The sequence below is a fragment of the Streptomyces sp. NBC_01244 genome, assembly GCF_035987325.1.
Lineage (GTDB): Bacteria > Actinomycetota > Actinomycetes > Streptomycetales > Streptomycetaceae > Streptomyces.
In genome coordinates, this window is record NZ_CP108488.1 from 9,429,822 (window position 1) to 9,455,306 (window position 25,485).

Below are 25,485 nucleotides of genomic sequence, written 5' to 3' on the forward strand. Positions count from 1 at the left end.
GTGCGCGACGGGGTTCGGTGCCGGAGCGGCCGTTTTGGGTGGGATCGACGGAAGACGCCCGGCTGGGAAGCCCCGGCCGAGCGTTTTCGCGCGCGTGCTGCCGCTGGTGGCTCAGGGCCAGTGGTGGGTCTGCCAGAAGTTCCAGACGCCGACCGGGCTGCCGTAGCGGGAGTTCCTGTAGTCCAGGCCCCACTGGCCGGTCTCGTACCGCCTGATCTCCCGGCGCGTCATGGTGTCGCGCCCGGAGACGCTGTTGATCGCGTCTGCCTGTTGGCGTCGGGGGGCTGCGGGTCCAAAGTAGGTCAGAATCTGTCCTATATGGCCTCTAGCCTGCGGTTTATGCAGAAACACGAGGACGGCGTCGAGATTCTTGTCCCCGCGAGCCCGGCCGAGCTGGAGGCATGGCTCGACGAGCATCACGGGGAGCGGACCGCGCTCTGGGTGAAGATCGCCAAGAAGCATACCGGCATCCCGTCGCTCACCTGGGAAGAGATGGTCGACACGGTGCTCTGCTTCGGCTGGATCGACGGTCTGCGGCGCGGCTTCGACGACACGTACTTCCTGCAGCGCACGACACCCCGCCGCCCCCGCTCGCCCTGGTCGCAGGTGAACGTCGACAAGGCCGAGGCCCTGATCGCGGAGGGACGGATGCGCCCCCGCGGCCTCGCCGAGGTCGAGGCGGCGCGGGCGGACGGTCGCTGGGCGAGGGCATACGCCTCGCAGAAGAACGCCACCGCACCGCCGGATCTCGTCGAGGCACTCGACGCGAACCCGGCGGCGCGGGCGTTCTACGAGACGCTCGGCAAGTCCGACCAGTTCGCCCTGTATCTCAGCCTGGTCACCGCCCGCACCGAGAAGACCCGGCTGGCCCGCCTGGAGCGGATGGTGGCGACGATGGCGAGGTCCGAGCGGCCATCATGATCAACGGTACTGGGGGTCAATACACCTAGATCGTTATCGAGTGGACGGTCGTCGTCCCATACAGCAGCCCCACCTCCTCGACAACCGCCGACAGACGCTCACCGCCGCCGTCGAAGGCATCACCATGGCGGTGTGGGTGAACACCTTGCCCCGGCTCCAGCGCGGCGAGCCCTGGTACGAGATCGGCGTCGACGACCCGGGCCAGCGCCGCGCCCGCTACTCCGAAGCGGTCGGCCGCTGATCGGCGCTGAGCAAGCCCAAGGGGAGCCTGGGCAAGCCGCCCCGAACCTGGGCTTGCCCACCCCGGCCGGGGCTCGCCGCAGGGGCGGCGTCGGTCACGGCCGGCCCGGGCCTCCCGGTGAGGCCGTGGCTGACCGATAATGGGGCCCGATGACCGGTCACCGTTCGGGCGGGGAGTTGTACGGTTCGGTCACGGCGCTGACGTGCCGTTTGACCGAGCGCGGGAGACGGATCGTCACGCCCGGCCTGCCGACCGGTCATGGGTCCCGGTGGGCAAGCCCCACCGCACGAAGGGCTTGCCCAGCGTCCGGTCCGCAGGGCGGGATGGCTCCCGAGGTCATGGCATCACCGTCTGGAACGCGACGGCCCGGAGCCGACCGACGCCCTCGTGCTGGCCGTACACCGGAGTCATGAGACGAAACGAGCAGGACAGCCCGGCCGTCCTCGGGCAGAGCGAGCCGGGGGGAAAGTGGATGGCCCTGGCGCGCCTTCACGCATCCCGGTCGGCCGCCTCGTGCCGTTCGAGCGACCGGATGCGCTGCTATTCCTCACCGATCCGCACGACCCTTACTACACGGCGCGGATGGAGTTGTCCGGGGCCGAGAAGGTAGGCCAACGTCACGACCTCCTCCACACGCTCACCCGCGGCGTCACCACAGAACTGGGCTACACCGGACCCGGGGTTGCGCTGTAGGTCCACGTCGGCCGAAGGCACGAACTCGCGCTGCATCGTGCTCACGTCGATGGCCTCACCCGGCTGCTGGGTCACGCCGTTGGCGCCATCGGGGCGCGCAGCACGCCCGGTCGTCCGGCGGCAACGTCGGAGTGGACGGTTGTGGCGGTGAGCCCGCTGATGGTGGCGACCTTGGAGTCGCTCATGAAGTCCTGCCCGTGCGGTTGGGGGGAGGGACGGGGCGGCCGGCGAGGTGGGCGATGCTCTGGGCGGCGTCGTAGGGCAGCGGCCGGGCCGATCCGGGCAGGGGCTTGACTGCTGCGGTGAAGGCGCAGTGGTGGTGGCGACGCCTGATGGAGACGGATACACCGGGGCGAAAGATCAGGGGCGAGACGGGGTACGGCTCAAGATGCACCGGTCTGCCGGGAATCCTGCGTCTTCGAGTTGATGAATTGGCGGTACCACCACATCGTCTCGGATTCGCGGTGAATCAGACTGCAGTAGCGCACCTGGCAGGAGTCCCGGTGGCGTCGGGCAGCAGCTTGCGCGAGTGCCATCGCTGCTCGGCGACGGGCCCGCTGGGTCGGGGGGATGGCCGCGTGTCGAGGTGAAGGTGGCGACACCACCACAGGGCAGATCGCTCGTTGTGTTCCGGGAGGCAGTCTGCGTCGGTGCAGCCGCGGATGTGGTGTCTTGCGGCCTGCCAGGCTGTGATCGCGCGCAGTTCCGACAATCGCTTGAGGGATGCTCGTAGGAGGACACGCTGATGAGTCTTCACGTGACCCCGGCCATCTTCTGTGTGGTGATTCTTGTCGACCCGCTTGTGGAGGCCCGGTGATGCCGTGATCGACGTGCGCCGGTCGTGCGCAGCCGGGGTGGGACCGGGATAGTCCGGGAAGCGGTTTTTGGTGACTATACGCGCCCCTGTCCAAGAGCATCGGTCTCGCCGTTTGAACGCTCGCGGGGGCACGGGCGGGGCCTTGTCCAGAGTCGGGGATTCCTCAGATTGTGAGTCCGGCGGCCTGCTACCAGCTTCGCGGGTGGCGGCTGTTAGATCGCCCGCACCGCTGAGTGCACCTCGGCGGGAAACAAGCCGGTCGTCGCCGGGCCACTTTCGAGACCCCAACGGCTACGACACGTCGCCGGAACGCCCCTCCCACGCAACACGCCTCGGTGCCCGCGTCCCCGGTCAGCAGTGGCGCCACCGGCCCTCCAGGGGCGTGGTGTGCGTGGGGGCGTGTGGCTGGCGTTCGGGGAATCCTGGGTGGTGCACGGAATCCTGCCGTGCGGGCGGTTCCGGGCAGCGGGTGGCTGCCCGGAACCGCTGTGTGGCGGGTTGATCAGGGGTTCACGGGCAGGTTCATGGGCCAGATCTTGTCGCCTGCGGCGAAGACGCCCTTGCCGTCGCCCTTGTAGAAGTGGAGCTCGGTGGTCCACTGGCTGAGGAGGTCGAGCTTCTTGTCGCCGTCGACGTCGCCGGCGTAAATTTTGGCGCCGTCGGTGGCCCAGCTGTTGTCGGGCCAGATGTTGACGCCGCCGTTGAGGCCGCCCTGGGCGTTGCCGTCGTAGCGCATGAGGGAGCCGCCAAGGTTTACGGCGATGACGTCATCGCGGGTGTCGCCGTTGGCGTCACCGGTGACCACATGCTTCATGGTCTTCCACGAGTTGTCGGGCCACAGCTGGCGGCTCTGCTGGTTCAGCAGGCCGTTGGTGCCGGTGTTGTAGACGTACAGGGCGCCGGTGTTCCACACGGCGAGGAGTCCGTCGCGGCCGGAGCTGTCGGCCTTGAAGCGGGCCAGGTGGAGCATGCCGGCCCAGTTGGTGTTGTCGGGCCACATCTGCTGGCCGGAGGCCAGGGTGCCATCAGCCTTGCCCGCGTAGAGGTGGAGGCTGCCGGTGCCGAAGACGGCGGCGATGTCCATGTTGCCGTCGCCGTTGAAGTCGCCACCGATGATCTCGGCGATCGCCTTCCAGCTGCCGTCGAGCCCCCACAGGGGCCGGCCGTACTGGAAGGTGCCGTCGGTGCGGCCGTAGGCGGCGTGGAGGTTGCCGTCCTTGGTGACCACCGCGATGTCCGAGCGGCCGTCCTTGTTGAAGTCGGCGGTCGTCATGACCTGGGTGGCATCGGGAAGGATGGTGGCCAGGCGGACCTGCTGGACCCAGCTGGCGACGTCGTAGGCGCGGGCGGCGATCGCGTCGGTGCGGGTTTCCGTCTCACCGCCGCAGCCACCCTGCCAGGACCGGCTGGCCACACCGACGACATCACCGGCGGAGTTGAGGAGGGGTGCTCCGGTGTCGCCCTTGCAGATGTTGTCGCTTGCGCTCTTGCCGACGACTTCGATTGTGGGGTAGGCCACCGAGTTCACCTTGAACGTGGCCTTCCTGGGCTTGGTGGCCGCCAGCCCCCACAGGGTCTTGCTCCGACCCAGCCCGGCGGCGACCAGTTCGCTGCCCACGGCGGGGGCGGTGGCTGAGACATCGGCCGGGGTGATGGTCGTGACGGGCTTGTCCAGCCGGGCCATGACCAGGTCGCGGGTCGAGCGGGCCTTCAGATCGGTGATCGTCGCGGTCTGGCCGTTGCCGAAGGTGACGATGGAGGTCCGCTTCGGCTTGCCGTCCGTGAGGGCCGCGCCGGGAGTGTCGGCGAAACAGCTGGAGGCGGTCAGGACCCAGTTCTGGTCGACCAGCGTGGCGGTGCAGGCCTTCGCGGTGGCCTCGGGGCCGATGGTGACCCGGGCTATGTAGGCGTGCTCTCCGGCGGCTGAGGGTGCCCCGACGATCGCGGTGGCGGTTCCGGCCAGGAGCAGGGAGGCAGTGATGCCGGCAGTGGCCAGAGTGGCCAGTCGCATCGGACGTGACCGGGTATGAGACATGTGGGACATGGTTTTCCTAAGGCTCTACTTCGAGAGGGTGGAGGCGGCAGGCCCTGTGGCTGTCACGCCGCAGTTGGCCTGATGACCGGGCTCAGCCGGCGACGCGGAGCTCGATGAGAGCGGAAGGCGTGCCTTCGGCGGTGGCTTCGCCGAAGCTGGTGAAGTCGTTGGCGGGGGCGTTGATGACGGTCTTGACGCCGTCGGCCTCGATGGTGCTCTTCACCGGGGCGTCGCCGGTCCAGATGCCCCAGGCCTTCGGGACCGACAGGGTGAGGTAACCGGGCTTCGCCTTGACGTCGAAGCAGTAGTCCTTCTCCCCGGACCGGGTGTTGACGGTGATGTCCACGGTGCCGCCACAGGCGACGAGGACGATGTTGCCGTCACCGCGCTTGAGGACGATGCCCCGCTCGGCCTCGATCGTCGCGGCATTCGGATAGCCGAAGTCCTCGATGGCATAGGGCATTTCATCGGCAGCGACTACGGCTGCGGCTGCGGCAGTGGTGACGGTTCCGGGTACGGCGTAAGCCACGCCGATGGCCGCGGTGGATGCCGTGAGTACCGAAGCGAGGCCCACGAACAGGGCCTTGCGCGCACGGGATATAGCCATTATGGCCCTCTCGATAAAGCAGGGGGACGAGACATAAGGATCACGTCAGAATCCAGCAGATCTAATCACACCGACGATCTTTCACTTCAAGCGGTGGATCGTGATCAACATCTCACTTGTTAATTTTCCATGACTCCGTGGATATCTGGATGAAACGTCGAATATCGACCTTAAAGAGTGCCGCAAAAGGGTCCTATCGGTTGATTGGTGAAGCGCTAGCGTGCGTCAGTGAACGTTGGCAAGGTCCTGCTGAAGGGCTTCGGTTGAGTGGTTGTACGATCATGCGGTTCCGGGGTGATCACGTTCGGCCATCATCGGCAGTGGAGTAGCCGATCGGGCGTTCCTGGCTCCTGGCCGAATTCTTTCCCGGGGCTCAACTTTTTCTATTCTTGAGGGGTTGCCGTGAAACGGCACGTATCCTCCTGGCCATTCGGCTCGGGAGTACGCAGACGCACATTGCACGCATTGCTGGCCACCGGTCTTCTGTCGGGGCTGTTGGGTGCGCCCACAGCGCTGGCGGCCGAGACCCAGCCGGATCCGGCGAACCTGCGCCGCCAGATCGTCGGCTACTGGGAGACCGGTGGGGCGGGTATCAGGGAGGCAGCGGAGCAGGCGCTGCTGGGTGGCGATGACGCGATCCGCAAGTTCTTGGACGAGGCACCGGGCATCGCGAACGACGACAACCGGGTCGATGCGGCCCGGCTGATGTCGACCAGCGGCCCCGGGGTTCGTGAGGCCATCAAGGCCGCTTGGGGATCCCCTGCCGAGCTGGAAGAGTTTCTCGACTACGGCCTCATCTACTCGCTTGATGAGGACCGCAAGGTCGACATCGCCCGGATGGTCGGCATGGGAGGGCCTGGGGTTCGTGATGAGGGCAAGGTCGCCCTGCTCGGCACCATTGCCGATCGCGAGAAGTTCCTCGCGGTGGGCCAGTACGTGGTTCGCAAGGATGACAACCGGGTCGACGTCGCCCGGTTGACGAGTACGGGTGGCCCGAACGTGAAGGCGGCCGCGAAGGTCGCGCTCAGGGGAACCCCCGACGACATCGTCGAGTTTCTGGAGGTCGGGCAGTTCGTCGCCCGGAACCGGGATCAGGAGTACGCGACGATCTCGGAGCTGACGGAGCAGGCGCGGGAGGCTGGCAAGCAGGCCCAGGACGCCACCAAGCTTGCTGAGGAGTCTTCGAAGAAGGCTGTCGAGGCGTCGGAGAAGGCCAAGGAGCTCGCGAAGAAGGCGGCGGCGGAGACCCAGGCCGCGAAGAACGATTCGCAGCTGGCGGCGGTGAAGGCGAAGCAGGCGGCGGATGCGGCGCGTGCAGCGGCTTCGGCGGCGCAGGAGGCGATCGGATCGGCGAACGCGGCAAACCGGGCGGCGCGTCGTGCCGCGCTGGCGGCGACGCAGACGGCGTCGGCCGCTGCTGCCGCCGCGCGGGCGGCGAACAACGCCTATACCGCCGCGATCGCGGCCGCTGGCAATGCGGCTGACGCGGACAAGGCACGCCAGTCGGCCGCCGAAGCCCGCGCCGCAGCACAGGCGGCCACGGAGTCGGCGAAGGCCGCCAATGAGGCGGGCAAGGCCTCGGCCGCAGCCGGTCTGGCTTCGACCGCGGCGAAGGGCGCCGCGACCAACGCTCGGGCCGCCGCCGACGCGGCGGATGAGGCGAACGGGTACTCGGACGCGGCCGGCGGCCACTCAGCCGAGGCACGCCAGGCCGCGGCTGAGGCGCGTCGCCACGCGAACGCCGCAGACGCGGCCGCTGATCGCTCCGCTGCGCTCGCGCAGCGCGCCGCGACCGCCGCTTACGGGGCCCGGGATGCCGCGAACAAGGCAGCGGAGCACGCCGTCAAGGCAGCCGGATATGCGGAGGAAGCCGCGACGCAGGCAGGCAACGCCGCTACCTACGCGGCGCAGGCGAAGAAGAACGCTGACGCCGCCAAGCTGGCCGCGGAGGCGGCGGCTGCAGCGGTGGCGAAGGCGAAGGAGACCTTCGCGATCGCCCGCGAAGGCGAAGCCGAGGACCTGAAGACCCGCACCGACGCCGCCATCGAACGCGCCCGCTCCATCAAGGACGCGGGCAACGGCCAGATCTCTGCATCGGCGTCCAGCCAGGTAGACGCTCTCGCTCTCAACACCACCGCCACCACGCTGGCGCAGGAGGCCGCACGGCCGGACGTGGACGTGAAGGCGACTGCCGTAAAGGGCCGCCAGCTCGCCATGCAGGCCATGAAACTCCTCGGCCCCTGGCACAAGGAAGCCGCCGCCCGCGCCTTGGCCGGCACCGACCAGGACGTCCTGGACTACCTGCGGACCCGCTGGAAGGAAGCTGTCCACTACGATATACGTGAGCGTGTCGTTCAGTTGAGAACCCAGAGCCCCTACGCGGCGGTTCGTACCGCAGCGATCGCGGCGCTCAAGGGCACCCCCGCGCAGATCGAGACCTTCTACTTCACCGGCCAGTACACGGCCGGCCTGGATGACATGAAGGTGGATGTCGCCCGCTTCACCAGCACGGGCGGACCCGGGGTGAAGGAAGCCGCGAAGAAGGCCCTGGCCGACGGGACTCCCAAGGCCCTGGCCACCTTCCTGAACGTTACCCAGTACGGCGAGCGCGTCACCGATGAGAAGGTCTTCGCCGCCACCCTGACCAACACCGGCGGCCCCGAAGTCAACGCCGCCGCCAAGATCGCCCTGGCCGGATCCCCGGACCTGCTCCACGAGTTCGTCACCACAGGCCAGTACATGGCCCAGCGCAAGGACGACCTCGCCACAAACCACGTCAACCTCATCGAACGACTCCTCGCCGAGGGCCAGCAGATCGCCGCCAAGGCCATGGAGAACAGGTGGCGCGCGGCCGAGGCAGCCGCCAGGGCCCAGCAGGCCTCGGCCGATGCCGACAAGTACGCGCAGGACGCGAAGGACTCCGCCGCCGACGCCGACAAGTACGCGAAGGACGCGAAGACGGCCGCCGACGCCGCCGGCGTTTCCGCGGCGAACGCGGCGAAATCCGCCACTACCGCACGCAACGCAGCCAACCGCGCTGAACAGGACGCCGCAGCAGCCGAGGACTCCGCCGCGGACGCAGCCTTCTCAGCTTCCTACGCCCGCCAGTCCGCACGCGATGCCACCACTTCCGCCAACGCCGCGCGAGACTCGGCTCTCGCAGCAGGCAAGAGTAAGGAAGCCGCCGAAGGCGAGGCCAGGACAGCCTGGAAGGCCGTCCTGGTTCTGCGGGAGAAGGAAGAAGCCGAAGCCCGCCGCCAGGCCGAAGAAGCGCGAAAGAAGCAACAGCAGGCCAAGCCCAAGAGGATCTGCACTCCCCACCCGACCCGTGAAACGATGGCGCCGATCATGGCGTGTGCCCAGGACCCGGGCAACTCCATGATCCAAATGCCCCCCATTGACCCCACAATGCGCGCGATCGTGTGGGAGCTCGCCGGGGTAAACGATGTAAAGGAATGCATCGAGAACCCCACCGGCCTGAACTGCGTCATGGCAGCAGCCAGCTTCCTGCCGGTCGGCAGACTTAAACTCCTCACCAAGGTCGACGATGTTATCGAAGGCGTCCAGGGCGCGCGCCAGGGACGGCGTGCGGTTGACTGTCTGGCCTCTTCGGGTCCGCACAGTTTCCCAGGTGGTACCAGGGTTCTCATGGCGGGTGGGGCCAGTAAGCCTATTGAGCAGATCAAGGCCAGCGATCTCGTGATGGCTGCCGATCCTGTCACCGGTGACGCCGGACCGCGTGCCGTCAGCCGCACCATCCGAACCCCCGATGATCGGAACTTCACCGACGTCACTCTCGCCAACGGATCGGCCATCACCTCCACTGACGGGCACCCGTACTGGGAGGAGGGTAGTCATCGGTGGATTGAGGCGAGAGATCTTCGAGCCGGTGACTTCCTGCAGACACGCAGCGACGGTCCCGTCGAGGTCGAGAGAACCAGCTACTGGACCGGTCTGCAAACTGCTTACGACCTGACTGTCGACGACTTCCACACGTACTATGTGTTCGCTGGCAAGACGCCGGTTCTCGTTCACAACTCGACGCCGTGCGAAATCATCGTGGACGACCACGTCACCTATGAACCGGCTCGCAACAAGGCTCTGGAGCTGCTCGGTGAGATCGATCAGTCGACCAGAATGCCGTACGTCAGCCGCATGGAAGCTGCGACGAGCACCTATGGCAAAGTTGTAGGGTTCACGACTCGTGTAAACGGAGAGTTCAAGAGATTCCGGATGGATTGGGATCCGGAGAAGGGGCCCCATATTAACGTGGAAGTCGGCAAGGGAGAAACTCGGCGAAAGTGGGCCGTTACATGGAATGGATCTGAGGCGGATTTCATGAAGCTTCTGGATAGTATCCAATGAGCCTTCAAGGGTTTTATGGCACGCGTCCCGATCTTCTTCCGAGGTCAATGGTAAAGATTGCCAAGGTTGATAACGGTGATGGCCCGCGCCTGGCATGGGTGGGCCGGACCGGGGTCGAGTTGCTAGATTTCCACTCCCATCAGAAATGCGAGCAGGAATCCCTAGGACGCTTCCCTCGTGAATCTGATGGGTCCGTCCACTGGGCCGGCATGGAGGGTGATATTCTTGCTCGCTCCGCCGAGGCGAACGTCTCTGCAGTGGATGAGGCCATTCGCCTCTTCATGTCAAGTCAAGAGGATCTCATCTTTATGTGGGGTAACCTTGTCATGCCGAGCCTGAGGATTGGTGCAGAGCTTTCCCTCGCGTGCACTTCCGAAATTATGGAGGTTAGCCCCGAGTTCTGGGTCTACTCCGTGAAGGGGAAGATCTTGCTTGAGGTCTCGTTCTCTGGTGCACTTACCGTCGCGAAGGTACCGTCAAGGTAGTTGGAAGGACTGCTGCAGGCTTCGATACGCAGCAGCACCGCCACTCCGTTTGGAGTGATGAGACGGGGTGGGTCTTCCTTAAGTCCCACCCCGTCACCTGCTTGGGTTGTAGTGGTCGTCGCAACACCCCAGCTCAGGGGATGCGATGGACTTCCAGATCCGGAAGGTGCGGAGCCCTCAGGGGCCGAAGAAGCTTGCTGCGGAGCGGGCCGCATACTTCCTGCTCATGCAGCAGGGCTTGGGCAACGAGGATGCGTGCCGGCTCGTCGGGATCAACCCGAAGACCGGCAGGCGCTGGCGCAACGGGCGCAAGCCGTCCGGCGGGAACAAGGCGGCACCACCGGTTCGCCCGGCGGTGCCGCCTTCCGTCTCTTCGCGTTCGCGGTACCTGCGCGAGGCGGACCGGATCTACATAGCCGACCGGCTGCGGGAGAGGGCCACGGTCCGGGCGATCGCCGCCGAGCTGGGCCGCAGCCCGTCCACGGTCAGCCGGGAGATACGCCGCAACCGCACGGACGGGACCCGCGGACAGTGGCACTACCGGCCCTACGCCGCCCAGGCCCGCGCGGACAGCCGCCGTCCACGCCCCAAGCCGGGGAGGATCAGCCAGAACCCCCGTCTGCGGGATTCCATCCAGGCTGGCCTGGACCAGCGATGGAGCCCGGAACAGATCTGTCAGGCTCTGCGGATGACCTTCCCCGGCCAGGCGGAGATGCATGTGGTCCACGAGACCGTCTACCAGGCTCTTTACATCCAGGGCCGTGGTGAACTGCGCCGCGAGGTGGCCCTCGCCCTGCGCTCGGGACGCGCCCGCCGCAAGGCCCAGCCGACAGGCCAACTGCCGTCAGCCGCGCTTCAAGGACCCCATGGTCATGATCAGCGATCGGCCCGCCGAGGCGGCGGACCGGGCGGTGCCCGGTCACTGGGAGGGCGACCTGATCATCGGCAAGGACGGTGCCTCGGCGATCGGCACTCTCGTCGAACGAGCCACCCGCTACGTGATGCTCCTGCACCTGCCCGACGGCCGTAGCGCCGAGGATGTCCGCGACGCACTGGTCACCACGGTCAAGACCCTGCCCGGCCACCTGGTCCGCTCGCTGACCTGGGACCAGGGCAGCGAGATGGCAGAGCGCGCCTCCTTCACCGTCGCGACCGACGTCCCGGTCTACTTCTGCGCCCCGGCCAGTCCCTGGCGGCGCGGCTCGAACGAAAACACCAACGGCCTGCTGCGGCAGTACTTCCCCAAGGGCACCGACCTCTCGGTCCACAGCCGTGAACACCGCGACGCCGTCGCCGCCCAGCTCAACGGGCGCCCACGCAAAACGCTCGGCTGGGAAACCCCAGCCGAGCGCCTGCATAAACCCATCGCGGCCTGATCAACACGACCACGTGTTGCGACGACCCCTAGAAACCGCCTTGCCTCCGGGCGGGTCCTGCCTGCTGTAGGGGCGGTCAGGACGGCAGGAAGTTCTCAAGGGCTTCACCGTCCTGCCCCGCAGGTGGGTGGTCGAGCGCACCCTGGGCTGGCTCATGCACCACCGCCGACTGGCCCGTGACTACGAAGCCCTCCCCCACCCGCTCTACCGCCATGATCTACATCGCGATGATCGCCCTCATGGCTCGCCGCATCACCCATGAATCGACGCAAACATGGCGAGGGGCGTGACCCACATCAAGTACGCAGAAGGGGGCGAAACGACGAGATGAAGCGCCCTCTCATGCGCACCTCCCCGCGTTCTTCGATTCGGGGTCATCCCCGCGCACGCGGGGATGACCCCACACGGCCGCCGTCACCGCGCGGTACCCAATGACGCTGCCCCCGGCCGAGTTCTCTCGACCGGGGGCAGCGGGTCGTGCGTGAGCATCCGCGGAAGGTGAGGCCGCGGGTCTACGGTTCCTCTGGGTCGTCGGCCAGAGCGCCGACGCTGTAGGTGTCGTAGACGTCGAGGAGGTCCTCTTCGGCGTCCAGCAGGATCTCCGGCGGCATCCGGCACACCAGAGCCGTGAGCCGCACCAGGGCGGTCAGCCCCGGCCCGGCCTCGTGCCCGGCCAACGGCCGGGCATGGGGCCACTCGTCCGCCAGCTGCCGCAGGCCTGCGCGCCGCGCCCGGTCCTCCGTCGTGCCGGGACGATCGTCCGACACGTGCCACAGGCCTTCGGTGGGAATGGGCCGGCAGGCCCGCACCACGCGTCTGCGCAGTCCGGGATCCGCCCCTTCCCACGATGCCGGTTGGACGAGACCGCCCAGAGCGGCGGATGCCAGGGCCTCCGCCTCCGCGAGTTGGTCCGGCGCGAACCCGACCGCGGTGAGACCGTAGGGCGGCTCACCGTGCCAGTCGAGCACGCACACGACCTGGGGGCGGGTCATCCGACGCACATCTCCGTGCGGCCCTCGAGGTAGCGGGTGTCGTAGTTGCGCACGGTCGAGCGGATCTTGGTGCCCGAACCGTGGGGACCACTGGCGATCATGAATTCACCCACGCCCACGTAGTAGTGGCAGGCGCCCTTCGGACCCCAGTTGGCCACGGCACGCGCCTTGTACTTGTTGTTGCCGGACTCGTAACCGGTGGTTCCGATCTTCTCCCATCCGTACCAGCGGGACCGGTAGAGCGTCGCCCGGATCGAGAAGCTGGGAACCTTCTTCTTGCACTTCAGGTCCGCGTGCACGTTGACCCGGTTGTTGTTCGTGTGCGACTTGTGCGGACGGTCCACGAAGGCGCCGCAGCCCCATCGGTTGGCACCGTACTCACCGCTCAGGTCGGTGCAGTTGACGCTGTCGGCCGTGCAGTACTCGTACGCGTTGGCGTTGCCGCCGTACACGGGGTCGACGGACAGGAACCGCCCGGTCGAGGGGTCGTACTGGCGTACGCCCATCAGGATGACACCGGCCGGCGTGTCGGAGCCGCGCTGATAGGCGGCCAGCCAGTTGTAGCGCGCGGTCGCGGTACCGGCGCGGACGTTGCCGAACTCGTCGGTGTCCGCCACCGAGAGGGGCTTCTGCGGATCCAGCGGCATGGCGACACCGGCGTCGCCGTGCAGGTCGGTGAACTGCAGCACTGTGTCCCCGGCGGATCCGGCGGATCCGGCGGATCCGGCGGTTCCGGTGACGGCGGCCAGCTCGCCCGACAGCGAGGAGACATTTCGGGTCCGCAGGTTCGCGGCGGTGTCCTCCACCGTCCACGACGGGCTGTCCGACGCGTCCCGGTAGTGGTTCACCGAGCGCACCGAGGTCAGCACCGCGCCCTGCGCGTCGAGCGTGTCGGCCGTCCACGACGCGAGCCGGCCCTGGGCGTCCAGCTCCCAGGTCTGGCGGTGGTCACCGGCCGTCTGCGAGCGGACCAGGTCGTTCGCGTAGTAGCCGAACGTGCTGCCGGGCTTGGTGAGCGTGCGGCCGAACGCGTCGTACGTGATGCCCGCACCGGTCATCCGGTCCGCCGCGTCGTACGTGTAGTCCGTCGTGCTCTGGACCGGGCCGGCGCCCTCGTCCCGCGTGGAGACGAGCTTGGTGCGGTTGGCGTTGGCGTCGAAGGTGTACGTGCGGTGCTGCTGCCCGTACGCCCCGGACTCCTCGACGTCGGTGAGGCGGCCCGTACGGTCGTAGCCGAACCGCTGGCCGTTGCCCGCGCCGGCGACGCGGGCGGCGGAGCTCGCCTGACCGTGCACCGTGGGGACGGCGACATCGGTGAGGACGGCGGCGCCGTCCACGTCACGGGTGTAGACGCGGGAGGTGGTGAAGCCCGTCTCGTCCTTGACGGTGGCCAGCGTGTATCCGCCCGGAAGCGTCTCCCCGGACACCTCGCCCGAGGCGTCGTACGAGGCCCCGAAGGTACCGGCGGCCGAGTCCGTCATCGATGTGGGCAGCCCGCGCGGCTCCTTGTCCGTGTCGTACGCGTAGGTCACGGTCGAGGGCGCGGAGTCGGACACCTTGACCGCCCGGCCGAGCGTGTCGAACTCGGTCGTGGTGACGTTGCCCGCACCGTCGTCGTAGCTCACGAGCCGGCCGAGATCGTCGTAGGAGTAGACGGCCGTCTTGCCGCCCGCGGCGACGGTGGCCGGCTTGCCGCTGACCGGGTCGAACGTGCGGACCGTCTCGGGAACCGCGGTGCCGAGGCCGCCGGTGACGGCCGTGCGCGTGACGCGGCCGACGTTGTCACGGGTGACCGCGGTGGTGCGGGTCGTGGAGCCCGCCTTCTCCGTGGTCCTGGACACCTGGCCGAACGCGTCGTACTCGTACACCGACGTGATGCCCGAGGACGCGTCGGCCGGGCCCACCGAGCAGACCAGGTCGGCCCACTCGGGACGGCCCGCGCACGAGCCCGTGCCACCCGCGGTGTAGTACGTGGTGACCCGGGTGCCGGCGGCCCCGCCCTTGGGCAGGACGGTCGAGGTGACCCGGCCCTGCGCGTCGTAGGCGGTGCTGGTGACGAGGTTCAGGCCGGCGGGGTCCTCGGCCGTGGTCAGGGTCAGCCCCTTGGCCCAGTCGTACGTGTACTTCGTGACGCGCGTGTCGAGGTCACCGGAGCGTCCCGGCACCGTGGCGCCGACCGTGACCGTGGTGGCCCGGCCGCTGACCGCGGCATCGGACGGCCGGCCCTCGTCGTACAGGCTCGCGGAGTGCAGCCGCGCCGGAACCTCGGTGCCTGCGGGGAGGTCGGCCGCGCCCTGCTGGAGTTCCACGACGTGCAGCGGCCCGTAGGAGTGCAGCTCGCGCAGACCGTCCGCGCTGTACTCGGCCGTCTCCGCCAGGAGCGCGGCACGCTCCGCCGCGCTCGCGCCTTCGATGCCCAGGGGGGCCAGCTGCTCCAGGCCCGCACCGCCGGTGGCCAGAGCCAGATCGCGGTTGGCGGAGGAGAGGGCGTACACGATGGCGCCGTCGGCGTTGTAGCCGGTGGTGGAGATGCGGCCGCCGGGGGCCGCGGTGTTGACCTCGCGGCCGGATGCATTGACGTAGCTGACCGTCGCGCGCTTGTAGTCGGCCGCGGTCAGCGCCTCGCCGTCGTGTCCGGCGGGAACGGCGTCCGGCGGGAAGACGGCGGTCGCGTCGGTCGGGGCGTCGCTCTGGCCCCACACCGCCACGTCCGCCGGGCCCAGCTTGTAAGGCGCCTTGGTGCCGGTCAGCGGGACGTCGTACACCATCGAGGTGGCGATCGAACCGCCGCTGGTCTCCGACTTCGACCCTTGCTTGAGGGAGGGGCGCGAGGCCTTCAGCAGCATGCCCTCGCCCGCGGTGGCGGCGTCACCGGCCTTGCCGTAGGTGAAGGTCCACGGCAGCTCGGTGCCCGGCATCATCCAGTACACCCGGTTGGCCGAGTCGTACGAGTACTGCACCTGCGTGGCCTGCGACAGGTTCGGGTCCCACTGCTGGCGCAGCCGGCCGTCCTTGTCGTAGCGGTACACGGACACGGAGCGCGCCGTGGCCGCGGTCGCACCGGGGGCGGTGGACCAGTGCTTGATCTCCCGGACCTGGCCGGCGAAGTCTCCGAAGTCGGCGGCCACGCTGTAGCCGGTGGCCGTGGTGACCGTCGCGTAGACGAGCTCCAGCCGCTCGCAGCCCGCGGTGGCGGGGTTCGCCTCGCAGGACGCGGCCGTGGCGGCGGTGCTGGGCGCGATCAGGTACTTCGGTCGGGCCAGGACCTTGCCGTCGACGGTGACCTTCTCCGACACCACACGGGTCGTGGAGTTGTCGGTGGGCAGGGCCGTCGAAGTGACCTGCCAGCTCTCCGCCGCCGGGTCGACCTTGGCGAAGGAGGTGACGACGCCCTCGTCGTCCTTGAGGGTGAAGGAGCCGGTGAGCGAACCGGTGAGGGTCAGGTGCTCCGAGCCCTCCTCGGGCTTCCAGCCGCCGCCGGAGGTGGCGGTGAAGCCGACGGCCCCCTCGGCGAGGACGACCTCGACCGAGGTCGGCGACGTCTTGCGCAGACCGGTGTAGGAGGATTGGGTGATCTCGGCGTAGATCCCGGACACCCACTCGGGGCCGAAGATCTTCACCTGGCCGTCGTCCTCGGGGTGGTCACCCCGGGAGTAGGCGGTACGGGTCACCGAGGTGCCCGCGCCGGACGCATCGGTGGCGTCCAGCGTGAAGTCACCGGTGAGGCTGTTGACGGAGCCCGGCCCCACGGGGAGCTCCGGGGAGGCACCGGCGGCGCGGTCGACGGTCACGGAGACGCCGGGGGAGGCCTCGGTGGCCGAGCCGGCGCTGAACACGGCCCGTACGTCGACGGGTCCGTCCTCGGCGAGCGTCTTGGTGATGTCCCAGGTCAGAGGCGCGGGCTTGCCGCCGCTGACGGACACCGGCCAGGAGCCCGGCGCGACGCCCGTGGAGTTGACCCGCACGTCGGCGACGGGCACGTCCTTCCACGCGTCGGTCTCGCCGCGGCGGTACTGGTAGCGGACGCCGGTGTACGAGGTGTCGCCCTGGGCCATCAGACCGGCACGGCGGGCCGGACGCTCGCCGTCGGACGGGGCGGTGATGGCCGCTCCCTTGCCGGCGTTGAAGGAGTACACCGTGTCGCCGGACACGTTGCCGGCCGCGTCGCGGGTGTGGGCGGTGACGGCGTGCGCGCCGGCCCGGAAGCCGAGCACGGCGCTGACCGGGGTGCCGGCGGTGGCCGAGGTGACCCATGCGCCGCCGTCCAGCCGGTACTGGATGTCCTTCACGTCCGAGGCGGGCGGGGTGAAGGTGAAGGTGCCCGAGAAGTTCCCGTTCCCGTCAGGGGTGCCGGACCACGCGCCGGCCGGGAAGGCGCTCGAAGCGACCGCGGTCACGCCCGGCTTCGCGGTGTCGACGGTGAAGCTCTGCCAGGCCGACCAGGTGCCGTTCCAGGTGGAGCCGTCGTACACGGCCGCGCGCCACTTGTAGCTGCCCGGGGCGAGCGGGGTGGCGGTGGTCCAGGGAGCGGCCGTGCCCGAGGCGGAGAAGGCGGACTTCCCGGTCTGCAGGGCGGCCGTACCGCTCGCGGTCCAGATCTCGTACGAGAGCTGGACCGTGTTGCCGTCGGCGTCGGTGGCCTTGCCCGTGAGGGTCGGCGTCGTGTCGGCCGTGGCCGTGCCGGACAGCGGGGAGACGGGGGCGGCCGCACCCGGCTTGGTGTTGTAGCTGACCGTCAGCGACGGCTCGAGGGAGGCGTTGTGTGATCCGTCGGTCTGGTTCGCCGAGTGGTAGCGGCGCCAGGTCAGGGGGTCCTTCTCGTCCACGGCGGCGATGCGCACACCGTAGTTCGGCTGGCCGTCCGCCCAGGCCTGGACGATCGCGTCGACGTCCCAGGAGACGTGCCCGGCCGGGCACGTGGTGGCGTTGTACCCCTTGGCGGCGGTGGTGACGACGGCGCCGGTGGCGGTCGTCGCGGGCTGGTTGGCCCAGGTGATCGCGGAGGGGTCCCAGGCGGCGGTGACCCGGCGCACCTCGTTGCCGGAGTTGGCCGTCGAGCAGGTCGAGGAGTACTTCGAGTACAGGCGCAGATCCGTGTCGAGGATCTGCTTGCCCTTGTACTTGTCGACATTGAACTGCAGGAACGACCGCGCCTTCTCGGCGCCGTCGTACGTACCGGACTTGAGCTCGGTCGAACCGCGCTGGCTGGTCAGGTAGTCGTCGTACTGGATCCAGGTGTCGGTGACCGGGCCCATGAGCGAGTCGGTGGGATCGATCGTCACGGGATAGGTGAGCTTCGGGTCGTTCAGGAACTCCCGGCTCGGCTTGAGGACCAGGACCTGTCCCTTGCCGTTCTTGCCCGGTTCGACCTCGACCTCGACGGGCGCGATGTGCTCGGCGTCGCCGGAGGCGCGGTCGTAGGAGGAGTCCCACATGACCGGGGCCGGGGCGGTGGCCTTGGCCTGCTGGGACGTGTCGTTCCAGCGCAGCCGCTTGTCGGTGGTTTCGGTGAGCTTCAGACCGCTCGCCTCGACCGGAATCCGGTACTCCACCGGACCCTTGGGAGCCTCGTGCAGCACGACCGAGTGGGAGAAACCTTCCTTCAGGGCGGTGACGACCAGGTCGCCGCCGCCCTCGACGGCGTTCCTGTACGTCGCGGTCGAGCCCTTCAGCTCCGGCTGCGGGAGCTTGCCCTGCCAGCCGATGCCGAGCGTGTGCTTCCCGCGCCCCGCCTTGACCAGCGGCTCGCCCGTACCGCCGTCGGAGAGCGCGATGTCGGCGGCGGCGGCCTTCGGGCGGACGGTGTCACCGGTGTCGACCAGGGTGGTGTCGACCTTCTGCCAGCGGCCGCGGGCGTCCTTGACGCGCACCGGACCGGTGAAGGACTCCACGCTGGTCACGCCACCGGGCTCGGCGTACGTGGTGCTGGAGTCGGTGCGCTCGCCGGTGATTTCGATCCGCCGGTTCTGCAGCCGCGCCATCAGGAAGGCGGAGGCGGCGTCCGCGGCCTCCGCGGGACCCAGTGCGGCGGCGGGTGCGGCCGGGGGAGCGCTCACAGGGCCGGCGGCGGCAACCGGGCCGCTCAGCATCGACGCGGCGGTGATGACGGAGGCCGCTATCGCGGTCCGTCGTATCCACGCGGGCGGGGCCGCGAGGTGTCGGCCTGCGGGGACAGGCGACCGTTCTCTCATCTGTTCAGTACTCCTCGGTAATAAAGCGAACCAGGAGAACCTAATGTCTTGTCAGCACGCCCAACCGTGATGGTTCGGACAGAGCGGGTTGATTAGGTCAGGCTGTGATCAAACTGTGAGGGTCCGGTGTGCGCAGGGTTCGGTGTGCCTCCTTGGGCCCCCCAGCTGGTTGGGGGCTGATGGCCGCCGGCACCACTGACAACGGCCGCATGTGCCACCTCACCCGAGCCGGTAGGCCACGCGCCGACCGGCCCGGCAGCCGGGCAGCTGCCGACCAGGTATGTACGTCAGCCACCGGCAGCGGGTCCTGACATGCAGGCCGTCGGCATGGGTAGCGGCATGGACTCAGACAAGGGCCTGGCCCGGCTCTTGGGCCGAGCCGATCCGGCAGGACCGGCCGGTGCTGCGCCGTCGATGGAGACACGGCCGGAGCAGGCGACCCGCACCCTCAAAGGCCTCTAGCTGCGGGTTCGGATGCCGGTTTCGTCGCAGGGCAGGGTGCGGCCCGGGTGGTCGTCCGAGAAGTCCTCGGCGATGTCCTCGGCCGTGGCCGCCATCGCCTCACTGGTGATCTTGATCGGTCCGGAGAACGGCCTGTCGATGTCCTCGATCAGCAGCAGCGACCCTGTGAACAGCCCCGCCAACACCAACAGCAGTACGAAGTGCGCCGGCCCGCGCTTGCGTGGCAGCCCGAAGGCGAAGGCGCCGATGGTCGCGGCGAGGGACAGGACCATGAACCAGTACACGACCGCAGGGATCGCCGGACTCGCCTCGGACAGTCGGGCCTGGCGGGCCACGGAGCGCTGGTCGTCCGCCTCCACCAGCAGCGCGAAGCTGCTGTCGTCCTTGTGGGCCAGTTCCTTGAAGTGCCTGCGGAAGTCGGTGGACCAGACGGACACTTGGGGGGCCTTGGCCCCCGTCGTCTCCATCAACGGCCACTCGTACGTCATGATCGCGCGTGAGTAGCAGACCGCGGCTCCCTGCATCCGCTCGCGTTGGGGTTCGGGTGCGTAGTCCGCCACCTCGTACAGCTGGTCCACCCGGTGCGCCTCCGCGCCCACGGCGTTGCCGGCCTCGCCGTACGACTCGGCCGCGACGACGATCACGAACGCGACCAGCAGCACGGCCAGCGTTTCGAGCGGGCTGACCAGATCGCTGACGGACGCTTCATCGGCGTCCCCGCCCGGCTCCACGGCATGATGACGGCGCCGGACATGGTTCGCCAGCAGGCCGCAGACGAGGGCGACTGCGATCAGTGCGATGGTGATGGCTGTCGACATGGGCGGCCCCGCGGCGGCGGTGGTGGTTCTGTTCATTCCTCCACCACCTGGAAGGCCCGCTCGGGGCAGTTCGCCACCGCCTGCCGCAGAGCGTCGGTCATCTCGGCATGGCGGCTCTTCGCCTCGGGGACCTGCGCGTAGCCCTCGTCGTCGAAGTCGACGGTCTCCGGGAGGAAGGAGAGACAGCGGGCGTGCCCCTGACAGTGATGGGAGTCGATCCGGATCCGGTACATCGCACTCACCGTCCGATCCGCAGGGTGAGCGGGCCCAGACCGTGCCAGGGATCGGTCGGGTCGGTGCGGGAGAAGTCCGGCACGACGGCCAGGAACTCCTGTAGGGCGACGACCAGTTCCCGCCGCCCGAGGTTGGAAGCGGCACACCGGTGGAGGCCGACGCCGAACGCGAGGTGCCGGTTGTCCCGGCGATCCAGGACGATGTCGTCGGGGTTGCCGTAGGCCTTCGGATCGCGGTTGCCGGCGCCGAAGACGAGCACGACCCGGTCACCGGCCTTGATCTTCTGGCCGGCCACTTCGGTGTCCTGCACGCAGGTGCGTGCCATCGCCTGTACGGGAGACAGCGTGCGCAGGAACTCCTCCGCCGCCGCCGGTATCTCATCGGGATGCTCCCGCAACCGCGCCTGGGCCTTCGGGTGCTGTGCGAGAAACCACAAGCTGGACCGAATGGCCCAGGCCGTCGTGTCCAGGCCGGCGAGGAACAGCAGGTAGCAGAAGGAGAGCAGCTCGTCGTGCGTCAGCTTGCGGCCGTCGATCTCGGCGATCGAAAGGCGATGGATCAGGTCGTCTCCGCCAGGGTCCTCACCCCGGGAGCCGAGCAATGCGTCGAAGTAGTCCATCACCTCGCGGCCCGCGGCGCGGGCGCGCTGCGGGTCGGCCGAGCGCTCGTAGACGATGTCGTCGATCCATCGGTCGAACAGGGGCCAGTCCTTCTCGGGGAACCCGGCCAGACGACTGAAGACCATCGTCGACATCGGCCTGGCGAACTCGTGCGAGACGTCCGCCACCTCCTGGGCGGCAACCTCCGTCGCAAGGTGCCGCGCACTTCGGCGCATGTCCTCGTCCAGGCGCTCGACGGCCTTCGGCGTGAACAGGGGCAGGAGGATCTTGCGATAGCCGGCGTGGTCCGGGGGATCGATGTCGACCGGGATGAGCGGCACATCGGTGCCGAACGGGGGGAGCAGCATCGACGGTGCGACGGAGAAGGTCTGCGGGTCGTGCTCGACGGTAGAGATGTCCTCGGCCCGTGTGAGGAACCAGAACCCCCCGTGCCGGTCACTGCGTCCCACGGGGCACTGTTCGCGCAGGTCCCTGTAGGTGTCGAACACGGTGTCCAGCGCGGGACCGTGGAAGTCGAAGTCCTGCTCGGTGGTCCGGTGTTCTGGCATGGAAGGGTCCTTCCGGATGGTCAGCGGGCGGCGGCGGCCTGCAGGAGGCCGCCGCCGCGTCCGTCAGAGGTCCTCGTCGCGGAAGTCGGCGCTGACCTCGACGCCTCGCAGGTCGTCCAGGGTGAGGTGGTGGGCGGGCGGGCCGAAGGGGTACTGGGAGACGGCCTTGCCATCGGCGATGACCAGCAGTTCCCCGGGGTCGAGCAGCCGCCAGTCGGGGTCGGCGTCCAGCCGCTCGCTCGCGACGACCCAGGCAGGGATCTCCTCATCCCCGTCGGCGACCCAGCTGGCATCCGCGCGCTGGTCGAGCGGGCGGGCGCCCCGTCGGCGGCTGCCGAAGCCCCCGCCGTCGGGGCTGAGCACCCAGAGCTCGCAGTTGGCCGGGTAGCGCAGCGCCCACAGGCGGCGCGGCTCGGCGAGCACGAAGTTGAGCGAGAAGATCGGGATCTCGGCCGCCATCCGCCGCACCGCCGAGATGATGCCCTCGGTGGTGTCGCCCACCCGCAGGATCTCCGCGGAGATGAAGGCGAACGCCGTCTCGGAGTCGGTCGCACCCTCGACGTGTGCACGGTCCACGTCCGTCAGCCAGGAGTCGATGGTGTCCACACCTCGGATGCACCCGTTGTGCGCAAAGAGCCGGTCGTGGATGTCGAACGGGTGGCAGTTGTGCACGTCCACCTCGCCGGTCGTGCCGTAACGGACATGGCTGACGATGGTGTGCGACACGACCTGGCCGGCGGCTTCGGCGAAGTCCTCGTTCTTGAAGGCGCCGATCGGAGAACGGTCCCGGACGGGCTCGTCACCGAGCGAGAACCAGCCGAAGCCGGTTCCGTCCGGCTGCTTCCGGCTCTGCTCACTGAAGCTGAACAGCGAGTCGAGCAGCCAGTGGGATCCCTGGACGCGCGGGCCGCCGGTGGTCAGGGCGAAGAGTCTGCACATGAGAGGTCCTCCTTGAACGGAACAGTGGAGCGAGCGGTGGAGTGGTCGGTGGAGCGGTGGGGTTGCCGGGATGCCGCCGGCCGGTCAGTAGCGGTCGCGGACGGCAGCCACGACGGCGTCCGGGCCGGCGCCCTCGAAGAGTTCGACCTCTGCCCGGCGAACGGCTGCGATCGCCTCGAACAACGGGTCGCCCATGGCTTCGCGGAGCACGGCCGAGTCCTGGAAGTGCTTGACGGACTCCTGGAGCGACTGCGGCAGCCGCGGCTGACCGCCGCCGAGAGCGGGATCGCCTGACACAGGGGCCGGAAGCTCCAGGCGGTCGCGGATCCCGGCCAGCCCGGCGGCGATCACCGCGCCGGTCACAAGATAGGGATTGGCCGCCGGGTCGAAGCACTTGAGCTCGGCGTTCGCACTGTGGGGCTCGTTCGGCGGACCCGGGACGAAGCGCAGCGCCGCCTCCCGGTTCTCCACCCCCCAGCACTGGAACGCTCCGGCCCAGTGGCCCGGCTGCAGCCGGAGGTAGCTGGCCACCGACGGTGCTCCGACGGCCAGCAGCGCGGGCAGCTCGCGCAGGACGCCGGCCAGGAAGGCGGAGCTCTGCCTGGTCATCCCGGCGGCGGCATCGCCGCCCTGGCACAGGTTCCGGCCCCTCTCCCACAGGCTCAGATGGAGATGGCCGCCGTTTCCGACCCCGTCGGCCGTGACCACCGGGGCGAAGACGGGAGTGAGTCCGTTGCGCAGGGAGACCCCTCGAATGGTCTCGCGTACCAGCACGGACAGATCGGCGGCGCCGATCGGGTCGCTCGGGGCGACCGACACCTCGAACTGGCCGGGGGCGTACTCCGGATGCAGCTGCAGCACCTCCACATCCTGTGCGGAGAAGGCCGCGAGCAGCTCGGCCAGATATTCGGACAGGTCGATCAGCCGGCTCATCCCGTAGGCGGGGCCAAGGGTCGCGTACGCCGGATCCGGGTCGGCCGGTTGGCTGTCGCGCAGCACCACCCACTCCGTCTCGAACCCCATCAGTAGTTCCAGGCCCGCCTCTGCGGCCCGGCCCGTCATCCGGCGGGTGAACTGGCGCTGGCAGGCGGGGTGCGGCAGGCCCTGCTGGTCGTACCGGTCCGCCGGGGCCCAGGCCCAGCCCGGCTGTGCGGCCAGCACGGTCAACCGGTCCAGGTCGGGGAAGAGCCGGAGGTCTCCGACAGGTCCGCCGATGTGCGTGCTGGTGGTGACCGAGTCGTCCAGCAGGAACACGTCGAAAACGGGGGACATGCCGACGCCCTGCTCCGCGGCCTGCCCGAGGCGGCCGGCGGGCACGGCCTTGACCCGGGTGATGCCGCTGTTGTCGACCCAGGTCAGCGCGACACCACGGACGTCCTGAGCGGTGAGCCGGGCGGCCTCGCGCCGGGCCCTGCTGCTGTCGCCCCGCGGCACGGAAGTCTCCGTCACCGCAGCGTCTTCTTCCCTCGCGTTCATGATCATCACGCCTTCCTTCCCATCGCTCCAGTCGCGAAGTCCCGGACCGCGAGAGCGACTCTCTCCACCTCGCCGTCGCTGAGTTCCGCGTAGGCCGGCAGGCACAGTCGGCGAGCGGCGCCCGCCGACCGGCTGGTGACCCTGCTGCGGTACTCCATGTGCTGGAAGGCAGGCTGGTCCGGGAGCAGATAGGGGTAGACCTGCTCGGTCTCGATGCCACGACCCGCCAGAAATTCGCCGAGCCCGACCGGGTCCGGGCAGGCCACCGCGAACTTGTAGTAGGCGTGTTGGTACCCGGGCAGCACCTGCGGCGCCGCCACCGGCAGGTCGGCGAAGGCCTCGGAGTAGTGCGAGGCGATGGCGGAGCGGCGTGCCAGCCACGCCGGTTGGCGCTCCAGCTCCAGGGCGATCAAGCCGGCGTCGAGCTCCCCGAGCCGGGCCCGGGCGCCCCGGTCGCGGTGGACGTGCCGCTGACCCCTTTCGCGTCCCATGTCGGTGAGCCGGCGCAGCCGGGTGGCGCGCTCGGCGGAGTCCGTGACGACGGCGCCGCCGTCGGCGAGGCCGCCGACGCACTTGCCGACCCAGAACGAGAAGCAGCCGAAGTCGCCCCAGGTACCGGCCGCTCGACCGTCGAGGGCCGCACCGGCGGCCTGGGCGCAGTCCTCCACCACGGCCAGGCCGTGTTCGCGGCCGACGGCCAGGATTTGGGGCATGTCGGCCATGTGGCCGTGCAGATGGACGGCGATCACCGCCCGGGTCCGAGGGGTGATCGCAGCGCGCAGCGCCTGCGGGCACAGGGTGAGCGAAGGTTCGGCCACATCCACGACCACGGGCACGGCCCCGGCTTCACAGACCGCGAACGCCGTCGCGGCGAACGTGGCGGCAGGCAGCACGACTTCGTCCCCGGGCCGCACCCCGGCCACGCGCAGGGCGAGCGTCAAAGCCTGCGTGCAGGAGGTGGTGGCCACGGCCGCCCCGCCCCAGTGCGCGGCGATCCGCTGCTCCAGGCGCGCGGTCTGCGGCCCGAAGTGGAATGTCCCGGCGTCGATCACCTCGTCGGCTATTCGATGCACCTCCCGCCGGAGGGCGCGTACCCGGCGGGCATGGCCCTCGGCCGGGATGCTCCAGCTCCGGGACGGCACCGCGGGTGCGGCAAGGGTGGGTTGAAGGAGCGCCATTGGTGACTCCTCATAGCGTCGGGTCGTTGCGAACAGATCGGGTTCCCCGAGCAAACACAGGCCGCGGCTACGTTCTTCGTCGGCCTCAGCCAGCATCAACTGGCCTGAAAGCGTGCGCAACCGGGAGCGTTCGACCGAACGTGCTGGGCGATGTCCGGCCCGGGCGATGTCCGGCCCGGGCCGGACACACGGTCACCCGCGGGTGCGGCGCGTTCGGGTGAACCGGTTCCCCCTGACGCCTCGGCGCTCCGTTCCGCGCTGGCAGACAGCAGAAGGGCGGGAGAGGGGGCGTCAGCAGCCGTACGGCTCCCACCATCAGGCCGTGCCGACGATGAACGGAGAACGTGGCCAGGGGTGATGGAAGCCCCCTGGGTGGCCCGATCACCGGACCGCGTCCACGATGAACGGGAAGCACGGCCAGGACCCATGCTTGCCCGATCAGCGGAACCACGCTCCTCCGAACAGGCCCGGCCTGTTCGGAGCTGCC

Annotated in this window: 15 protein-coding genes and 2 pseudogenes; 6 read left to right on the forward strand and 11 right to left on the reverse strand. The window is 69.0% G+C overall.

The window, feature by feature from the left end:
- Positions 1 to 339: 339 nt before the first annotated feature.
- Together OG247_RS42000 and OG247_RS42005 are read left to right on the forward strand one after the other, a co-directional pair.
- Complete coding sequence (locus OG247_RS42000; RefSeq protein ID WP_327257223.1) at positions 340 to 921, forward strand: YdeI/OmpD-associated family protein; 582 nt, start codon at positions 340 to 342, stop codon at positions 919 to 921.
- A 40-nt stretch (positions 922 to 961) separates the two neighbouring features.
- Complete coding sequence (locus OG247_RS42005) at positions 962 to 1,162, forward strand: hypothetical protein (protein ID WP_327257224.1); 201 nt, start codon at positions 962 to 964, stop codon at positions 1,160 to 1,162.
- A 540-nt stretch (positions 1,163 to 1,702) separates the two neighbouring features.
- On the opposite strand, the gene OG247_RS42010 is transcribed toward OG247_RS42005, so the two are convergent.
- The 3 genes from OG247_RS42010 to OG247_RS42020 form a co-directional block, all read right to left on the reverse strand.
- A complete protein-coding gene (locus OG247_RS42010) occupies positions 1,703 to 1,930 on the reverse strand; it encodes a hypothetical protein (RefSeq protein WP_327257225.1) in 228 nt (75 codons plus the stop codon).
- 1,244 nt (positions 1,931 to 3,174) lie between these two features.
- Positions 3,175 to 4,683: a trypsin-like serine protease gene (locus tag OG247_RS42015; RefSeq protein ID WP_327257226.1), complete on the reverse strand. Its 1,509-nt coding sequence runs from the start codon at positions 4,681 to 4,683 to the stop codon at positions 3,175 to 3,177.
- A gap of 115 nt (positions 4,684 to 4,798) precedes the next feature.
- Positions 4,799 to 5,314 carry a hypothetical protein gene (locus tag OG247_RS42020; protein ID WP_327257227.1) on the reverse strand — a complete coding sequence of 172 codons (516 nt, stop codon included), beginning with the start codon at positions 5,312 to 5,314 and terminating at the stop codon, positions 4,799 to 4,801.
- A 465-nt stretch (positions 5,315 to 5,779) separates the two neighbouring features.
- Here OG247_RS42020 and OG247_RS42025 point away from each other — a divergent pair, with 465 nt between their 5' ends.
- From OG247_RS42025 to OG247_RS42040, 4 genes and pseudogenes are all read left to right on the forward strand, one after another.
- Positions 5,780 to 9,679, forward strand: coding sequence for a polymorphic toxin-type HINT domain-containing protein (locus tag OG247_RS42025; protein WP_327257228.1), 3,900 nt, complete (start codon positions 5,780 to 5,782; stop codon positions 9,677 to 9,679).
- Between the two features lie 47 nt (positions 9,680 to 9,726).
- A complete protein-coding gene (locus OG247_RS42030; protein ID WP_327257229.1) occupies positions 9,727 to 10,164 on the forward strand; it encodes a hypothetical protein in 438 nt (145 codons plus the stop codon).
- Between the two features lie 145 nt (positions 10,165 to 10,309).
- Positions 10,310 to 11,540, forward strand: a pseudogene (locus OG247_RS42035) (IS30 family transposase).
- 97 nt (positions 11,541 to 11,637) lie between these two features.
- A pseudogene (locus tag OG247_RS42040) lies at positions 11,638 to 11,830 on the forward strand (transposase); the annotation flags it as partial.
- 222 nt (positions 11,831 to 12,052) lie between these two features.
- Here OG247_RS42040 and OG247_RS42045 read toward each other — a convergent pair.
- The 8 genes from OG247_RS42045 to OG247_RS42080 all read right to left on the reverse strand — a co-directional run bounded on the left by OG247_RS42045 (position 12,053) and on the right by OG247_RS42080 (position 24,998).
- Positions 12,053 to 12,532 carry a hypothetical protein gene (locus OG247_RS42045; RefSeq protein WP_327257230.1) on the reverse strand — a complete coding sequence of 160 codons (480 nt, stop codon included), beginning with the start codon at positions 12,530 to 12,532 and terminating at the stop codon, positions 12,053 to 12,055.
- Complete coding sequence (locus OG247_RS42050; protein ID WP_327257231.1) at positions 12,529 to 18,723, reverse strand: DNRLRE domain-containing protein; 6,195 nt, start codon at positions 18,721 to 18,723, stop codon at positions 12,529 to 12,531. The genes OG247_RS42045 and OG247_RS42050 overlap by 4 nt, the downstream gene beginning before the upstream one ends.
- A gap of 458 nt (positions 18,724 to 19,181) precedes the next feature.
- Positions 19,182 to 20,039: a bestrophin-like domain gene (locus OG247_RS42055; protein WP_327257232.1), complete on the reverse strand. Its 858-nt coding sequence runs from the start codon at positions 20,037 to 20,039 to the stop codon at positions 19,182 to 19,184.
- Entirely contained in the window at positions 20,036 to 20,236 is a 201-nt protein-coding gene (locus OG247_RS42060) for a ferredoxin (RefSeq protein WP_327257818.1), read from the reverse strand. The genes OG247_RS42055 and OG247_RS42060 overlap by 4 nt, the downstream gene beginning before the upstream one ends.
- A 5-nt stretch (positions 20,237 to 20,241) precedes the next feature.
- On the reverse strand, positions 20,242 to 21,405 hold the full coding sequence (locus tag OG247_RS42065; protein WP_327257233.1) for a cytochrome P450: 1,164 nt from the start codon (positions 21,403 to 21,405) through the stop codon (positions 20,242 to 20,244).
- Between the two features lie 63 nt (positions 21,406 to 21,468).
- Positions 21,469 to 22,344, reverse strand: a complete 876-nt coding sequence (locus OG247_RS42070; RefSeq protein ID WP_327257234.1) for a class II glutamine amidotransferase — start codon at positions 22,342 to 22,344, stop codon at positions 21,469 to 21,471.
- An 84-nt stretch (positions 22,345 to 22,428) separates the two neighbouring features.
- Positions 22,429 to 23,793, reverse strand: coding sequence for a glutamine synthetase family protein (locus OG247_RS42075; protein ID WP_327257235.1), 1,365 nt, complete (start codon positions 23,791 to 23,793; stop codon positions 22,429 to 22,431).
- Positions 23,794 to 23,825: 32 nt separating this feature from the next.
- Positions 23,826 to 24,998: a DegT/DnrJ/EryC1/StrS family aminotransferase gene (locus tag OG247_RS42080; RefSeq protein WP_327257236.1), complete on the reverse strand. Its 1,173-nt coding sequence runs from the start codon at positions 24,996 to 24,998 to the stop codon at positions 23,826 to 23,828.
- Positions 24,999 to 25,485 lie beyond the last annotated feature (487 nt).

Excerpts from the sequence above, each read along its gene's own strand:
- OG247_RS42000 (WP_327257223.1), top strand. The coding sequence starts at position 340 with ATGCAGAAACACGAGGACGGCGTCGAGATTCTTGTCCCCGCGAGCCCG.
- OG247_RS42015 (WP_327257226.1), bottom strand. The coding sequence starts at position 4,683 with ATGCGACTGGCCACTCTGGCCACTGCCGGCATCACTGCCTCCCTGCTC.
- OG247_RS42020 (WP_327257227.1), bottom strand. The coding sequence starts at position 5,314 with ATGGCTATATCCCGTGCGCGCAAGGCCCTGTTCGTGGGCCTCGCTTCG.
- OG247_RS42030 (WP_327257229.1), top strand. The coding sequence starts at position 9,727 with ATGGTAAAGATTGCCAAGGTTGATAACGGTGATGGCCCGCGCCTGGCA.
- OG247_RS42045 (WP_327257230.1), bottom strand. The coding sequence starts at position 12,532 with ATGACCCGCCCCCAGGTCGTGTGCGTGCTCGACTGGCACGGTGAGCCG.
- OG247_RS42050 (WP_327257231.1), bottom strand. The coding sequence starts at position 18,723 with ATGAGAGAACGGTCGCCTGTCCCCGCAGGCCGACACCTCGCGGCCCCG.
- OG247_RS42055 (WP_327257232.1), bottom strand. The coding sequence starts at position 20,039 with ATGAACAGAACCACCACCGCCGCCGCGGGGCCGCCCATGTCGACAGCC.
- OG247_RS42060 (WP_327257818.1), bottom strand. The coding sequence starts at position 20,236 with ATGTACCGGATCCGGATCGACTCCCATCACTGTCAGGGGCACGCCCGC.
- OG247_RS42065 (WP_327257233.1), bottom strand. The coding sequence starts at position 21,405 with ATGCCAGAACACCGGACCACCGAGCAGGACTTCGACTTCCACGGTCCC.
- OG247_RS42070 (WP_327257234.1), bottom strand. The coding sequence starts at position 22,344 with ATGTGCAGACTCTTCGCCCTGACCACCGGCGGCCCGCGCGTCCAGGGA.
- OG247_RS42080 (WP_327257236.1), bottom strand. The coding sequence starts at position 24,998 with ATGGCGCTCCTTCAACCCACCCTTGCCGCACCCGCGGTGCCGTCCCGG.